The 15,897-nt window shown below is 57.0% G+C and carries 13 protein-coding genes; 4 read left to right on the plus strand and 9 right to left on the minus strand.

Annotated features, from left to right (window positions below; genetic code table 11):
* Positions 1-14: 14 nt before the first annotated feature.
* The gene (locus QZ516_RS02095; protein WP_297186413.1) at positions 15-170 is read left to right on the plus strand and encodes a phage integrase N-terminal SAM-like domain-containing protein; all 156 of its coding nucleotides are present in this window, start codon (positions 15-17) and stop codon (positions 168-170) included.
* 148 nt (positions 171-318) lie between these two features.
* On the opposite strand, the gene QZ516_RS02100 is transcribed toward QZ516_RS02095, so the two are convergent.
* The 7 genes from QZ516_RS02100 to QZ516_RS02130 all read right to left on the minus strand — a co-directional run bounded on the left by QZ516_RS02100 (position 319) and on the right by QZ516_RS02130 (position 10,954).
* A complete protein-coding gene (locus tag QZ516_RS02100; protein ID WP_297185561.1) occupies positions 319-1,125 on the minus strand; it encodes a peptidylprolyl isomerase in 807 nt (268 codons plus the stop codon).
* A 77-nt stretch (positions 1,126-1,202) separates the two neighbouring features.
* Positions 1,203-1,892 carry a respiratory nitrate reductase subunit gamma gene (narI, locus tag QZ516_RS02105; RefSeq protein ID WP_297185563.1) on the minus strand — a complete coding sequence of 230 codons (690 nt, stop codon included), beginning with the start codon at positions 1,890-1,892 and terminating at the stop codon, positions 1,203-1,205.
* A gap of 10 nt (positions 1,893-1,902) precedes the next feature.
* Positions 1,903-2,598 carry a nitrate reductase molybdenum cofactor assembly chaperone gene (narJ, locus tag QZ516_RS02110; RefSeq protein WP_297185564.1) on the minus strand — a complete coding sequence of 232 codons (696 nt, stop codon included), beginning with the start codon at positions 2,596-2,598 and terminating at the stop codon, positions 1,903-1,905.
* A 3-nt stretch (positions 2,599-2,601) separates the two neighbouring features.
* Positions 2,602-4,143: a nitrate reductase subunit beta gene (narH, locus tag QZ516_RS02115; protein WP_297185567.1), complete on the minus strand. Its 1,542-nt coding sequence runs from the start codon at positions 4,141-4,143 to the stop codon at positions 2,602-2,604.
* 12 nt (positions 4,144-4,155) lie between these two features.
* A complete protein-coding gene (locus QZ516_RS02120; RefSeq protein WP_297185569.1) occupies positions 4,156-7,923 on the minus strand; it encodes a nitrate reductase subunit alpha in 3,768 nt (1,255 codons plus the stop codon).
* A 57-nt stretch (positions 7,924-7,980) separates the two neighbouring features.
* The gene (locus QZ516_RS02125) at positions 7,981-9,645 is read right to left on the minus strand and encodes an MFS transporter (RefSeq protein ID WP_297185572.1); all 1,665 of its coding nucleotides are present in this window, start codon (positions 9,643-9,645) and stop codon (positions 7,981-7,983) included.
* A gap of 25 nt (positions 9,646-9,670) precedes the next feature.
* Complete coding sequence (locus tag QZ516_RS02130) at positions 9,671-10,954, minus strand: nitrate/nitrite transporter (protein WP_297185574.1); 1,284 nt, start codon at positions 10,952-10,954, stop codon at positions 9,671-9,673.
* A 228-nt stretch (positions 10,955-11,182) separates the two neighbouring features.
* On the opposite strand from QZ516_RS02130, the gene QZ516_RS02135 reads away from it, so the two are divergent.
* From QZ516_RS02135 to QZ516_RS02145, 3 genes are all read left to right on the plus strand, one after another.
* Positions 11,183-13,051 (plus strand): histidine kinase, encoded by a 1,869-nt coding sequence (locus QZ516_RS02135; protein ID WP_297185577.1) that lies wholly within the window; start codon positions 11,183-11,185, stop codon positions 13,049-13,051.
* Positions 13,052-13,155: 104 nt separating this feature from the next.
* Positions 13,156-13,812: a two-component system response regulator NarL gene (gene narL, locus QZ516_RS02140; RefSeq protein WP_272980794.1), complete on the plus strand. Its 657-nt coding sequence runs from the start codon at positions 13,156-13,158 to the stop codon at positions 13,810-13,812.
* Between the two features lie 40 nt (positions 13,813-13,852).
* The gene (locus tag QZ516_RS02145; protein WP_297185581.1) at positions 13,853-14,338 is read left to right on the plus strand and encodes an SCP2 sterol-binding domain-containing protein; all 486 of its coding nucleotides are present in this window, start codon (positions 13,853-13,855) and stop codon (positions 14,336-14,338) included.
* Here QZ516_RS02145 and QZ516_RS02150 read toward each other — a convergent pair.
* On the minus strand, positions 14,335-14,577 hold the full coding sequence (locus QZ516_RS02150) for a VF530 family protein (protein ID WP_297185584.1): 243 nt from the start codon (positions 14,575-14,577) through the stop codon (positions 14,335-14,337). The genes QZ516_RS02145 and QZ516_RS02150 overlap by 4 nt on opposite strands.
* Positions 14,578-14,664: 87 nt before the next feature.
* Positions 14,665-15,825: a cytochrome P450 gene (locus tag QZ516_RS02155; RefSeq protein WP_297185587.1), complete on the minus strand. Its 1,161-nt coding sequence runs from the start codon at positions 15,823-15,825 to the stop codon at positions 14,665-14,667.
* Positions 15,826-15,897: the final 72 nt, after the last annotated feature.

Here is a 15,897-nt window from a genome sequence, read left to right on the forward strand (position 1 = left end):
CGTTCCTTGGTTCCATTAAAGAGTACATGCTAGTCAGACGCTATAGTCGCCGCACGGTTGAATCGTACCCTCGCTGGATTAAACGTTATATCCTTTTTCATGGCAAGGTACGCCCAGAGAGGGCTGTCGACCGGGGAGTGTCAGTGTCACCCCCCGGCGATTGTGTTTAAGGATGTGACGACAGTTTGATCACGGCGATACCCTTCAGCTGGCATACCTTGGTATGTGATTCAAGGGGGCAATAACCGTTGGTTGGTTTAACTGACGGGCAAAGTCAGACCTTGCCCCGTTAATACTAATTCCAGTTTTACTGTTTGATCATTGAATCAAGGCTTCGCCCAATTCAATTCCCTCGATATCCGCTTCATCAATTAGCCGGTGCAGGTAACGGCTGATGGCCAGGCGCTGGCGGATTTCTCCCAGATAGGCCGCTACCTGTTCCCTGATTTGTTCATAGGGTAAGGGTCTACCGGTAATTTTTCTCGCCACCACCACGATGTGAATTCCGTAGCGACTCTCTATGGGTTCGGGGGCCAGTCCCTCCTCGAGGGCAAACACCTGGCGCTCAAATTCCGGGGTGGTCTGGCCGCGTGAGATCTGGCCGAGATTGCCGCCGGTTTCTTTGGAAGGACAGGCGGAAAACTGTTGCGCCAGTGCGGCAAACTGACCGCCATCCTGCTGCAGTTGAGCCAACAGTGCCTCGGCTGTTTGCCGTGTCTGCTGGTAGGCCTGATCATCCGCCGGATCGGCGGCCAATAGAATATGGCTCACTTCCAGCAGGTCGGGGCTGTGAAATTTTTCCCGGTGGCTGTCGAAATAGCGGCGACATTCTTCCTCGCTCGGCGTCACTGCTGGCGCCTGCTGTTCCAGCAGGGCGCTGATCAGCGCTTCCTCGGTGACCTCTGCACTGGCGGGCCGCAGCAGTTCTGCTGTGGCTTTTTGCAGTAACAGGGTGCGGATCACCAATGCCTCCGCTGCCTTGCGGAGACCTTCTTCAGGTGATTGGGCCGGGTGGTACTGAACTTCCCGGGCGATATCATCGGCTGCAATCAGGGTGCCGTTAACCCGGACTTCCGGTATGTCTGTGGTCGTGTGGGGGGCTGTAGCGTGGGAAGGGCAGCTCATATTTGTCTCCTGACAATGTTGGGTAGGGAAACGGTTTACCCCGGTGGCTTGTGCCAGTCACCGGGGTAACGCTGTGATCAGGCTCTCTTCCTGCGCACGATTTGGTAGTTCCTGAGCAGGTATTTCACCGGGGCCGCCAGGCCGCTGATGATGTGCACCAGGCGGGTGAAGGGGAAGATCAGAAACAGGGTCATGCCCAGGAAAACGTGCAGTTTGTACACCAGCGACACCGGCGCAATCGAGGCCGCCGCCTCCATGGGTTGCAGGATGACGATGGACTGCGCCCAGTTGGCCAGCATGACCATTACCGAACCGTCCATATGCTGGCTCGACGCATAGATGGTGCTGAGCCCCAGGATTAGCTGGATATACAGTAATACCAGCACCAGCAGGTCGGAGAAGCTGCTGCTCGCCCGCACTCGAGGGTCGGTGAAACGGCGTACGATCAGCATGGTCAGGCCGACGAAGCAGAGCGCACCAAACAGCCCGCCTGACACCATGGCCAGCAGTTGTTTGTTCGGTGTGGAAATCACATGGTGGTAGATGAACTCCGGTGTCAGCAGTCCCACCAGGTGACCGGCCAGCACAAACAGGATGCCGACATGAAAGGCATTGCTGGCCAGCCGCATGCCCCTGGTCCGCAGGATTTGGCTGGAGCCCGCTTTCCAGGAGTACTGTTCGCGGTCGTAACGGGCCCAGCAACCGACCACGCAGACCAGCAGTGCCAGATAGGGGTAGACCCCAAAAAGAATCGTGTTGATATCCATGATAGTTTCCTCAGTTTGCCCAGCGAATGGCTACGCTGTCGTTAGGGGATCGTTGTGGGGGTTGCGGCGTATTGGAGGGGCAGCTATCCCCGCCCCCAGCACCAAAGGTGACCGCTTCTTCCTCCCAGATTTTGTCCAGTGCCTCGGGGGTGTCGTCTCGCTGTTCACTGGCAGTTTTGGCGCGCAGTTCCTCGACGTCTATTGGAACGCCGCTGATCATCAGCAAGCTGTCAAAGAGTGTGTCGTAGGGTGAACCGCGCTCCTTGAGACGTGCGCTCAGCAGGCCGAGGATATGGGCCACATCCGCCAGTCCCTCGCGGGCCTCCATATCCGGGCGGTGGGCCAGGAATTCCAGATAGAGGGGAATGAAATCCGGCAATTCCCGCACGTCAATGTGGAAGCCCTGGCTGCGGTAAACAGCCAGCAGATCCACCATGGCCTGGCCGCGGTCACGGGATTCACCGTGCACGTGTTCGAACAGCAGCAGTGACAGGGCGCGACCCCGGTCAAACAAACCGGTATAGCATTCCTGGGCATCCATCAGGTCGCCGTCATAAATCTGATGCAGCAGGGCCGTGAGCCGCTGGCGCATGTCAGGAGAAATCTCCCGCGAGGCCGTAATCACAGATTCCAGTTCAGCCACAAGCGGTTGCAGTTTGGCGCTGGGATAATCCATCAGTCGGGAGATGATTTTGAGAATATCCATGTTCTACTCCTCCCACATCTGGACGGTCTGGATCACATCCCGCCGGGTGGTTTTTTTGGTGCCGAACAGGTTGATATCCGACTCACCGGTGGAGCAGCCGTTGCCGAAGGAAAAGCCGCAGCCGCCGCGCTCGGCGAAGGCCTCGGACATGGCTTCCTCCCGGTGGGCGGTGGGAATCACGTAGCGGTCCTCGTAGTTGGCGATGGCCAGGTAGCGGTACATGTCCTCCACCTGCAGGGTGGTGAGCCCCACCTCCTCGAGAATCTGCTGGTCGTCAAAGCCCTCAACAATCTGGGCGCGCTTGTAGGCACGCATTGCCAGGAGGCGTTTCAGCGCCAGCAGCACCGGTGCCTCGTCACCGGCAGTGAGCAGGTTGGCCAGGTACTTGACCGGAATGCGCAGGGAATCCACATCGGGAATGATGCCGTTCATACCAACGTGTCCGGCATCCACTGCAGACTGGATCGGCGACAGCGGCGGCACGTACCAGACCATCGGCAGGGTGCGGTATTCCGGGTGCAGCGGCAGGGCCAGCTGCCAGTCGACGGCCAGTTTGTAGACCGGCGACTGTTGGGCCGCTTCGATCACGGAATCCGGCACACCATCTTTTCTAGCCTGTGCAATCACAGCCGGGTCGTGGGGGTCGAGGAAGATTTCCAGCTGTTTTTTGTACAGGTCCTGCTCGGACTCGGTGCTGGCCACTTCGTGGATGCGGTCGGCGTCATAGAGCAGTACGCCCAGGTAGCGGATGCGGCCCACGCAGGTTTCCGAACAGATCGTGGGCTGGCCCGCTTCAATACGCGGGTAGCAGAAGATGCATTTCTCTGACTTGCCGGATTTCCAGTTGAAGTAGATCTTCTTGTAGGGACAGCCGGACACACACATGCGCCAGCCGCGGCACTTCTCCTGGTCGATCAGAACAATACCGTCTTCCTCGCGCTTATAAATGGCACCGGAGGGACAGGCTGCTGCACAGGTGGGATTCAGGCAATGCTCGCACAGCCGAGGCAGGTACATCATGAAGGTGTTCTCGAACTCGCCGTAGATCTCTTTCTGGATGTTGTCGAAATTGCGGTCGACACTGCGCTTTTTGAACTCGGTGCCGAGAATTTCTTCCCAGTTTGGGCCCCACTCGATTTTCTCCATGCGCTTGCCGGATATCAGCGAACGGGGCCGCGCGGTGGGCTGGTGCTTGCCCAGCGGGGCGGTGTGCAAATGCTGGTAGTCGAAATCGAACGGCTCGTAGTAGTCGTCGATTTCCGGCAGGTCGGGGTTGGCGAAGATGTTCGCCAGCACCCGGAACTTGCCGCCGATTTTTGGGTTGATGGAGCCGTCGCGGTTGCGCACCCAACCGCCGTTCCACTTGTCCTGGTTCTCCCACTCCTTGGGGTAGCCGATGCCGGGTTTGGTCTCGACGTTGTTGAACCATGCGTATTCCATGCCCTCGCGGGAGGTCCAGACATTTTTACAGGTGATGGAACAGGTGTGGCAGCCGATGCACTTGTCCAGGTTCAGCACCATGCCAACTTGTGAGCGTATTTTCATTGTGATGCCTCCTTAAACGTCCTGGGGAAGTGGTTGCGGCAGGTCGTCGGTATCCGACCCCTCCAGCCAATCCACCTTGTTCATTTTGCGCACCACCACGAACTCGTCGCGGTTGCAGCCGACGGTGCCGTAGTAGTTGAAGCCATAGGACTGTTGTGCGTAGCCACCGATCATATGCGTCGGCTTCATGACTATCCGGGTCACCGAGTTGTGGTGGCCACCGCGGGTCCCGGTCATTTCCGAGCCGGGGGTATTCACGATGCGCTCCTGGGCGTGGTACATCATTACCATGCCCTCGTTGACCCGCTGGCTGACCACTACCCGGCAGGCGATGGCGCCGTTGACGTTGAATACTTCCACCCAGTCGTTGTCCTCAATGCCGGCCTTTTGTGCATCCACTTCGCTCATCCAGATAATCGGCCCGCCCCGGGACAGGGTCAGCATCAGCAGGTTGTCGGAGTAGGTGCTGTGGATACCCCATTTCTGGTGGGGTGTGATCCAGTTCAGAACAATCTCGGTATGGCCGTTGGGTTGTTTGCCCTTCACCAGGTCGATGGACTTGGTACAGATCGGCGGCCGGTAGGACACCATTTGTTCGCCGAATGCCTGCATCCACAGGTGATCCTGGTAGAACTGCTGACGACCAGTGATGGTGCGCCAGGGAATCAGCTCATGGACATTGGTGTAACCGGCGTTATAGCTGACATGTTCATCCTCCAGCCCTGACCAGGTGGGGGAGGAGATGATCTTGCGCGGCTGTGCCTGGATGTCGCGGAAGCGGATTTTTTCATCGTGCTTCGGTTCCGCCAGGTGCTTGTGGTCGCGCCCCGTGAGTTTACCGAGCGCATCCCAAGCTTTAACCGCCACATTGCCGTTGGTCTCCGGCGCCAGACTGAGCACCATTTCGGCGGCGTCGATGGCGGTATCGATGCGCGGTTGTCCGTGACTGATACCCTCTTCGGTAACGGTGTAATTCAGTTTGCGCAGCAGTTCCACTTCTTCATCGGTGTTCCAGCCGATGCCCTTGCCACCGTTACCGAATTTTTCCAGCAGCGGTCCCAGGGAGGTAAACTTTTTGTATGTATTGGGGTAGTCCCGCTCCACCGCCACGATGTTCGGTGCGGTTTTGCCGGGAATCAACTCGCACTCGCCCTTCTTCCAGTCCTGTACCTCGAAGGGTTGCGACAACTCTCCGGGAGTATCGTGGAGGGTGGGCACGGTGACGATATCGGTCTCCACGCCGAGGTTGCCGTTCAGGGCGGCGATCTCGGAGAACTTTTTGGCGATGCCCTTGTAGATGTCCCAGTCAGAGCGCGCTTCCCAGGCTGGATCGGCGGCTTTTGACAGCGGGTGGATAAAGGGGTGCATGTCCGAGGTGTTGAGGTCGTCCTTTTCGTACCAGGTGGCGGTAGGCAACACGATATCCGAGTACAGAGCGGTGGAGGACATGCGGAAGTCCAGGGTGACCACCAGGTCCAGTTTGCCCTCGGGACCTTGTTCCTCAAAGTCGATTTCCTTGGGAATCAGGTCACTGCCGCGGGCGAAGTTATCCTCGTTCATAACACCGTTGTTGGTGCCGAGCAGGTACTTGAGCATGTACTCGTGGCCCTTGCCGGATGAGCCGAGCAGGTTGGATCGCCAGATAAACATATTGCGTGGAAAGTTGGCGGGGTTGTCCGGTTGTTCAGAAGCAAATTTCAAATGCCCGGATTTCAGTTGCTGGACGACATAATCCTTCGGATCCATGCCGGCTTTAGCCGCTTCACGGGCAACCTGTAGCGGGTTGCGGTTGAGCTGCGGCGCCGAGGGGAGCCAGCCCATGCGTTCGGCCTTGATGTTGTAGTCGAGCATGTGCTCTGGCCACTGGGATTTGTCTGCCAGTGGTGACAGCACCTCGTGGACACTGACTTTCTCGTGGCGCCATTGGGAGCTGTGATTGTAGAAGAAGCTGGTGCCGTTCATCTGGCGCGGCGGACGGCTCCAGTCCAGACCAAAGGCCAATGGCAGCCAACCGGTCTGTGGGCGCAGTTTTTCCTGGCCCACGTAATGTGCCCAGCCACCACCGCTCTGGCCAACACAGCCGCACATGATGAGCATATTGATCAGCGCGCGATAGCTCATATCCATGTGATACCAGTGGTTCATGCCGGCACCGACGATGATCATGGATTTGCCGCTGGTTTTGTTGGCGTTGTCGGCGAACTCCCTGGCCACCTGGATAACGCGGTCCCGGGGCACGCCGGTGATTTTCTCCTGCCAGGCGGGGGTGAAGGGGATGTCGTCGTCGTAACTGGCGGCAACATTGTCACCGCCGAGGCCGCGGTCGATGCCGTAGTTGGCCATGGTCAGGTCGTAGACGGTGGCGACTCTGACGGTGGAACCGTCGCCCAGTTGAATCTCCCGCACCGGCACCAGTCGAGGCAGAACATCGTCGTGCTCGCAGTAGTTCCAGTGCTCGTTGCGTTCATCTGCGGCAAAATGCGGGAAGGCCACAGCCACGGTGTTGTCACCAATCAGCGAGAGCTGCAGTTTGACATCATTGCCATTCTCCCCCTCTCGTGGCTCGATATTCCATTTGCCCTGTTCGCCCCAGCGGTAGCCGACGGAGCCCAGCGGTGATACCAGTTCGCCACTGGGTTCATCCAGTGCGATGGTTTTCCACTCAGGGTTGTTGTCCTGGCCGAGTTTGCCGTCCAGATCGGAAGCTCGCAGGAAGCGGGTGGGGCAGTAGTGGCCGTCTTTCTCCTCCAGCAGCACCAGCATCGGCATGTCGGAGTAGCGGCGCACGTACTCGGTGAAGTACTCACTGGGTTTCTCCAGGTGAAACTCTTTGAGAATCACGTGACCAAAGGCCATACCGAGGGCCGCATCGGTACCCTGTTTAGGGCTCAGCCAGATATCGGTCAGCTTCGCCACTTCGGCGTAGTCGGGGGTGATGGCGACGGTTTTTGCACCTTTGTAACGCACTTCGGTCAGGAAGTGAGCATCGGGGGTCCGGGTCTGGGGCACGTTGGAACCCCAGGCGATGATGTAGTTGGAGTTGTACCAGTCGGCGGACTCCGGTACATCGGTCTGCTCGCCCCAGGTCATCGGCGAGGCCGGTGGCAGGTCGCAGTACCAGTCGTAGAAGCTCAGGCACACGCCACCGATCAGCGACAGGTAGCGGGAGCCGGCGGCATAGGAGACCATCGACATGGCGGGAATCGGGGAGAAACCGATGATGCGATCGGGACCGTACTGTTTGGCGGTATACACATTGGCGGCGGCGATGATTTCATTGACTTCATCCCAGGAAGATCGAATGTAACCGCCCAGTCCACGTGTGCTCTTGTAGCTCTTGGCCCGTAGCGGGTCCTCGACGATAAAGGCCCAGGCATCCACCGGGTTCTCGAACCGCTTGCGGGCGTCGCGCCACAGTTTCAACAGCGGCTTGCGCACCTTGGGGTACTTGAGGCGGTTGGCGCTGTAGATATACCAGGAATAACTTGCCCCCCGTGGGCAGCCGCGGGGTTCGTGGTTGGGCAGGTCAGGGCGGGTACGCGGGTAATCGGTCTGCTGGGTTTCCCAGGTGATCAGACCGTTTTTGACGTAGATTTTCCAGCTGCAGGAACCGGTGCAGTTGACGCCGTGGGTGGAGCGCACAATCTTGTCGTGCTGCCAGCGCTGGCGGTAGCTGTTTTCCCATTCACGATTCTGGTTGCGGGTCTCGCCGTGACCGTCGGCAAACTCTCCCGTGACGGTTTTCTTGAAGAACTGCAAGCTGTCGATGAAATGACTCATAGCGTTACTCTCTCTTGATCGGTGGCAGTAAGCTGCCGACTCGGGTAGTGGCTTCAGTTACGGGTTGTAAAATTCGTCATCCTTGTGGAGGGTGAAATTCTCACCACATTTCGGGCAGTGAATTTCTGTGTCGCTGCGGTTTTTGCGCAGGTAAAACCACCAGTTAATACCGATACACACTGCATAGAAGGCGGCGAAACCGATCAGTGCCACTTCCGGGGTGGTGGCGGTGATCTGCTCTCCAATAACCTTGGGGATGTAGAACGCGCCGTACGCGGCCACCGCGGAAGTCCAGCCCAGTACCGGGCCGGCCTGCTCTTTTGGGAAGACCATGGCGATGGTGCGGAAGGTGGAGCCGTTGCCGATACCGGTGGCGGCGAACAGCACCAGGAACAGCAGGAAGAAGGGTAGGAAGAACTCCTCAGGGGTCGCGGAGTTGTAGGCGGCTTTCATGTAGTAGGCCACGCCGAGGGCGCTGGCCACCATCACTACGGAGCAGATTTGGGTGACCATGGCGCCGCCCAGCTTGTCGGCAATCCAGCCGCCCACCGGGCGGATCAGCGCACCGATAAAGGGTCCCATCCAGGCATACATCAGGGCGCTGGGGCCGTTGGCGTTGATGGTGTCGTGGGTCATCACGCCGTCCACCATCAGGTGCTGGTAGCCGAAGATCACCTTGATGGCCAGCGGGAAGGAGGCGGCAAAGCCGATAAACGAGCCGAAGGTCATGGTGTAGATAACACTCATCACCCAGGTGTGCGGGTTGTTGAAGATCTTGTACTGGCGGGTCAGGCTGGTGCCAATGGCGCCGGGCAGCATTTTCAGCCAGAACACCGTGGAGCCGATCACCAGCACCATGACGATTTCTTTTGGTACACCAAAGCCGGAACCGTTGGCGGATTCCGGTAACAACAGCCACAGGCCCACCGCGGCGGTGACGAAACCGATCAGCAGCATACCTGTGATCATGCCAAAACTGACCACCGTGTTCGGGAGGTCGGGCGACACCTCCTGGGATCGGATGTTGTTCATGCCGAACCAGCCGGCGAAGGCCAGTGGAATCAGCAGCACCAGCCAGATGTAACCGGCGTTGTGAATCCAGGTTTCACTGCCTGCGGGTATCTTGCCGATCAGGGTGCCGGAGGTGTTTTCCAGAATCATGGAATCACCGCCGAACAGACCAAACGTCATCACCAGGGGGATCAGGATCTGCATGGTGGTGACCCCGAAATTGCCGAGGCCGGCGTTCAGTCCCAATGCCAGCCCCTGTTGTTTTTTGGGAAAGAAGAAGCTGATGTTGGACATGGATGAGGCAAAGTTGCCGCCACCGAAGCCGGACAGCAGTGCCAGCGCCTGGAATACCCACAGTGGGGTGTTTTTATCCTGCAGGGCGATACCGGTACCGACGGCGGGGATCATCAATAGCGCAGTGGTGAAGAAAATGGTGTTGCGCCCGCCGCACAGCCGGATAAAAAAGCTGCTGGGTATTCGCAGGGTGGCGCCGGTCAGGCCGGCAATGGCGGTGAGGGTGAACAGCTCGGATTGGGCGAACGGAAAACCCAGGTTCAGCATCTGTACCGTGATAATGCCCCAGTAGAGCCACACGGCAAATCCGCACAGCAGGCTGGGAATGGATATCCAGAGATTTCGAGTGGCAATCTTTTTGCCTTCTGATTCCCAGAACCGGGTATCTTCGACATCCCATTTTTGTAGATCGGCCATGATGGCTCTCCTCGTGAGTACAGTCTTATAACGTTAAAAAATCGTCGGCTTTTGCCTGATCCAGCCGGTGCCGAAATTGATCCAGTTTGATGGCGTAAAACATCAGCACCATGCAGCCCGCTAGCACCCCGTAGAGCAACATGAAGCAGGAACTGCGAATGCCGGTGAGGTCGGCCGCCAAACCGAACAGGATGGGCAGCGAGAAGCCGCCGAGAGCGCCGATGGCGGCCACCGCGCCGCCTACCACGCCGACGTTATCCGGGTAATAGTCGTAGATAATCCGGTAGATGCTGGCCTTGCCGAAGCCCATCGCCAGCCCCATCACGAAGGTCAGTAGCACGAACACCCACAGGTTGATGTGGATGTTGAGAAACAGATTCCGCTCGATGCCGTGGATGGTCATGGTGGTGGGCGGGTAGGAGAGGAAAAACAGGCACACCAGGCACACCCAGAACACTGACCAGTTGATGCGGCGGGCGCCAAAGTTGTCGGCAACCCAGCCCCCCAGGGCGCGTACAATGGCTGCCGGCAGGGTGAACAGCAGGGTGACAAAAGAGGCTGTTTTCAGGTCGAGCCCGTATTCGCCCACATAGTACTGGGGCAGCCACAGGGTCAGGGCCAGGAAACCGCCGAACACAAAATAGTAATAGAGGCCAAAGCGCCACACCCGCAGATCCCTCAGCGGTTTCATATCCTCTGCCCAGGATTGCCGGGGCCTGGTCCGATGGCTTTTGTCCGAGGGCGACCAGCTAAAGAACCAGAACAGTACCGCGATTGCCAGCAGCACAGTGCCGTAGATGTTGGGTACTGCCTGCCAACCATAGGTGAGGATAATCACCGGGGCCACCAGGTTGGTGATAGCGGCCCCGGCATTGCCGGCACCGAAGATACCCATGGCGGTGCCTTGCTGTGAACGCGGGAACCAACCGGAAACCAGGCTGATACCAGTGGCAAAGGTGCCTCCGGCGATACCCAGTACCAGGCCGACACAGAGAAACTGCCCAAAGGTCCTGGCGTAGGGGAGGGTGAACAGCGCCAGCGCTACAATCAGCGATTGCACGAAAAATATCAGCCGACCGCCAAAATGCTCCGCCAGCACGCCGCTGATCAGCCGGGCCAGAGCACCGGTAAGAATCGGTGCCGCCACCAGCAGTCCGAAGGCGGTTTCGCTCAGACCCAGGTCAGTTTTGATCTGCATGCCGAGAATCGCAAACAGGGTCCAGGCGGCAAAATGGGCGGCAAAAGCGGTCGTGCAGATACCGAGGCTGTACCATTTATGTGGCCAGTTTTGTGACTGGGCTGTGGTCATGGGCTTTTCATTTTCTCCCGAATGTGGTTTGAATGTAGTAACAGTGAGTGGTCCCGAACATGACCTGTATCAATCACCGAACCGCTTGAATTTGATGGGGTTTTTGAAAGTACTACCTAAGTGGTAGGCTGATTTTTTTAAAAAACCTTAAATAACATAAGGTTGTTTTTGGTTGTCGGGATGGGTGGAGATGACTGCTCCGAAAGTGGATATTTGGTGGTAATAACCATGGCAATGATGCTGACCGGCAGAAAATTGCGTTTTTCCCAATCGATTGCGATTCAGGTATTGATCCCGATGCTGGTGATCGGCCTGCTTGCCCTGTCCAGTATGCTGGTCTCTCTGCTGGTGACCCTGAATACCCAGCACGATGCCGAGGCGATCAATATTGCCGGTTCGATGCGGATGCAGACCTACCGCATTGCGGTACACCTGCAGCAGGCCGTGGCGGGAGAGGCGGATCCGAAAGATTTGATTGACACCCTGGCGGACGAGCACCGTACTTTTTCTGAAAAGCTGTATCAATCGAGCATTGCCCGGGTGGCGGGCGAGCACAGTGACGTCAGTCTGAAGCGCGCCTACCAGCGGGTGGTCACTAACTGGGAACAGCATATGGCCCCGTTATTGTTGTCTCTGGGTTCTGCTGAACAGGGGAGTCTGGCGGCGGCCAGTCGGGAATACCTGGGGCATGTCGAGGAACACGTGGGCGATATTGACAGGTTGGTGCTGAGCATCCAGCAAAACACCGAGGAGAAAATTGAGCTATTGGGCATTTATGAAGGGCTCAGCATTTTCCTGTCATTTCTGGCATTGGTGTTCATCGTCATGCGCACCGACCAGAACCTGGTTCGACCTCTGCAGGATCTGGTGCGGGCCGCCGAGCACACCAGTGTCGGCGATTTCTCCTACCGCACCTATTATGAGGCGGTCAATGAGATTGGCCTGCTCTGCAGTACCTTCAACGATATGTCCGCCAATCTGGCGAGGCACTACCGAAAACTGGAGGACATGGTGGATGAAAAAACCGCCCAGCTGCAGCGCTCCAACCAGATGCTGGATTTCCTCTACAACACTGCCCAGCGTTTGTCCGAGGGAGTTGCCAGCCGCGAAAAATTGACCGACATCATCACTGACCTTAAGTTGTTGACGGGCATTCCCCAGTTGTCGCTGTGCCTGGCCAATGAAGCCAATACCGACAAATATGACCTGATTTTGCCCGCCGGAGAGCAACACAAGTGCCTGATCGGCGACTGCCTGGACTGTTTTATGCGCCCCGGCAGCAGTCAGCAAAACACCGGTGAAATATCCTTTGCCATCGAGGATTCCAGTGACAGTTTCGGTTTTCTCTATGTGAATACCGGGCAAAACATGGTGCTGGAAGCCTGGCAGCAACGGCTGATCGAGGCCGTGGTAGAGCATCTGGCGGCTGCCATGGCGCTGCATTACCGGGAAGGGTTGAGTCGGCGGGTGATGCTGTTCGAGGAGCGCTCCATTATCGCCAGGGAATTGCATGACTCTCTGGCTCAGTCCCTGTCCTACATGAAGATGCAAGTTGCGCTGCTGGTGCGACTGTTTGATCGGGAGGCCCCGGAAGAGCAACTGCGCGAGGGCTTGGAGGATCTGCAGCAGGGATTGAATGCCGCCTATCGGCATTTGCGGGAACTATTGACGACCTTCCGGCTGAAACTGGATGCCCCGAGCCTTTATCAGGCATTGAAAGCCACGGTGGATGAATTTGATCGCCAGAGTGAGCAGACCGAGGTGAAGCTGGAATTCCACCTGGGACACTGTCCGTTGACCCCCAATGAGGATATCCATGTTTTGCAGATTATCCGCGAGGCCATCACCAATGCTTTCAAACACGCCGGGGCTAGTTGTATCGAATTGCGCTGTGAGCGTGGTGCCGATGACCGCGCAGTATTCCGGGTACTGGACGATGGTGTGGGGATTGCCTCTGACCCGGTCAAGGAGCACCACTACGGGCTTTCTACCATGCGGGAAAGGGCGGAACTGTTACAGGGTACCCTGGATATACACCCCAGGGAGGAGGGGGGTACCGAAGTGGTTCTCAGTTTTATGCCAGAGGTTTTTTCCTGAGTAAAATGATCAACTATTCACCTGCGCCAGATCAATTTATTTTAAGGAGTGGCGTTCTAAACTGACCCTATTGTGACAATGATGTTCCTTTTGAAGAGGCGACCATGAACGAGTCTAAAAGCAAGTTGATCCTGGTGGATGACCACCCGTTGCTGCGCAAGGGCGTACGCCAGCTGTTGGCGCTGGAGGATGATATGGAGGTGGTCGGCGAAGCCAGTAATGGTCGCGATGCGGTTGAATTGGTCAAGCGACAGGGACAGGACGTAGACCTTGTGCTGCTCGATTTAAGCATGAAGGGTATGGATGGGATAGACACCCTCAGGGAAATGCGCGAGGCGGGCGTGTGTTGCCGTATTGTGGTATTCACGGTTTCCGATGAAAGCAAAGATATGCTGGCGGCGTTCAAGGCCGGAGCCGATGGCTATCTGCTGAAGGACATGGAGCCGGGAGAGCTGGTGGAAAGAATCCGCGATGCCTGTATCGGCAAGATGGTACTGTCACACGAGCTCACCGAGGTACTGGCCAAAGCTTTCCGTGATAACGCCCGCCAGGAACAGGATTCAGGCTACGATGCCCTGACTCGTCGCGAAAAGGAAATCCTGCGGATGGTTTCTGCAGGGCTGAGTAACAAGTTGATTGGTCGCGAACTCGATATTGCTGAGGCGACGGTCAAGGTCCATGTCAAACATCTGCTGAAAAAAATGGGGCTGCGCTCCCGGGTGGAAGCCGCCGTATGGGCGGTGGAACACCACAAAAATTAATGTGAACAGGCGCTAAGTTCTTCTGAACGGAGTTTTTCCTATGGGAACATCTTCTACTCGTCGCGCGCTCTGGATGGCACGTGCCGAAACCCTGGTTTTCCCGTTCTGTCGCCGGGTGCCTTTTCGAATACAGCAATGGTTGCTGGAAAATGTGCTTCAGCAATTGCTGGCGGAGGCCTCTGCTGAAGGTGAGCTGGCATTCCTTGAGGGACGAACTCTGGAAATCCGGGTGACCGATATGGGTGTCGGTTGGCACATCGTTGGCTGCCATCCCCGTTTGTTGGTTTTGCCGCCGAACGACACAGCCGATGTCACTATTCTTGGTCGAGCCAGAGCGTTTGCGTTACTCGCCTCTGGTCGCGAAGACCCCGATACGCTGTTTTTCCGTCGCGAGCTTTGCCTGGAGGGTGATACTGAACTGGGACTGGGAGTGAAAAACCTTCTGGACAGCATAGAACGCGATGTCTTGCCCCTGCCGATAAGACGGTTGTTGTCGGGTGCGGGGGCCATGGCCAATGGTATTTAAACGATTCTCCGGGGGGCGTGCCTGTCAAAGGTCGAGAGATACAAACCCTCGACTTTTTCCCTGGCCCACGGGGTTTTACGCAGGAAAGTCAGCGATGACTTGATGGACGGGGCATTTTTAAAACACTTGATATCAATTCGCCGGGCCAGGCCATCCCAATCGTAGTGCTCCACCAGCGCCGTGACAATTTGCTGCAAGGTCACGCCATGTAGGGGATTATTCGGTTGCTGATTGCTCATCAGATTGATCCATCACTATTGTTGAAGTGTTTATACCACTACTACGATCAGTAAATGACTGCCCATTAATATGGTGATTGTAAATCATTAGGCTGTTCTGAATCGCAATGGCAATGAGGAAAAGCCGCTTGCGGGATAGACAGCATTGATTGCTGGTTTGCCCGCTACAGGCTCGATCCACTCGGTGTGTTCGAACAGTGCCTCCATGACTGCCAGCAACTCCATTCGAGCCAGCGGTGCACCGGGGCAGACATGGATGCCCGCACCATAAAGCAGATTTTCGGTCGGGTCGCGATCCAGGCGGAAGCTGTCCGGGCTATCGAAGACATCGCCATCCCGGTTGGCGGAAATCCAGTTCAGTGAGATTCGCTCTCCGGCACCAATCTTTCGGCCGCCAATTTCCACCGGGCAGGTCGTGATGCGCCGGTTGGCCACCAGGGGGCCGTGGATCCGCAGAATCTCATCAATGGCCTCGGGCAACCGGGATGGTTGTTCGCGCAACCGTGTCTGTACCTCAATGTGTTTCGCCAGATAGTGGACCAGTATGCCGATTGCTGCAGAAATGGTACCAATTTCTCCGACGGTCCAATTCCGTAAAATGCTCGTCATCTCTTCGTGGTCTAACGGGCGCCCCCAGACCTCTTCGTGCATCAGGTCGGCGGTGATGTCATCGCCAGGTTTTGCGCCAGCCTGGCGACGAACTTCAAGCATGTCGACGACGAGGGTTTCAAGTTTGCGTGCAATATCCGCCATCGCTGTCCGGTCTCCAGCGCGGGTGGCTTCGGTATTCTTTCTGGCCCACTGAACTAGCGGATCGTGCAGGCCAGGTGGCCAGCCGAGAAATGCACATTGAACCCGTACTGCAAAGGGCTGGGCGATATCGGCCATCAGTTCTACGCCACCATGGGCCGGTATATCGTTAATTAGTTCTGTGATGACTTCCCGGCAGGAAGGCTCGAAGGCTTCCATTCGGGCCGGCGCAAAGTAGGGCTCGATGATATGCCGGTAGACTGTATGTTCCGGGGGATCCATACCATTCGGGATGGACAGGTGCCGGGACACCACGCTGCTGAAGGTGTCGTGATCGTGAAGTACCCGGGTAAGGTCCCGATGCCGGAATAGTGACCACTGCATAGCCTCGTTGTAAGCGACAGGGCATTGTTCACGCATGTTGTCGTAAGCGGCGCGTTGGTCGCGAAGAACCGCTTCGGATTGCGGATCCCAATCGGATCGGAGTTTGTCAGTCATGGTTACGCCTTTTCATGTCAGAGTATTTTGCGAACAGTTGGCATGCCGAATCCTGCAGGAGAGTGATATGTT

This window comes from uncultured Porticoccus sp., from assembly GCF_913061305.1.
Classification (GTDB): domain Bacteria; phylum Pseudomonadota; class Gammaproteobacteria; order Pseudomonadales; family Porticoccaceae; genus Porticoccus.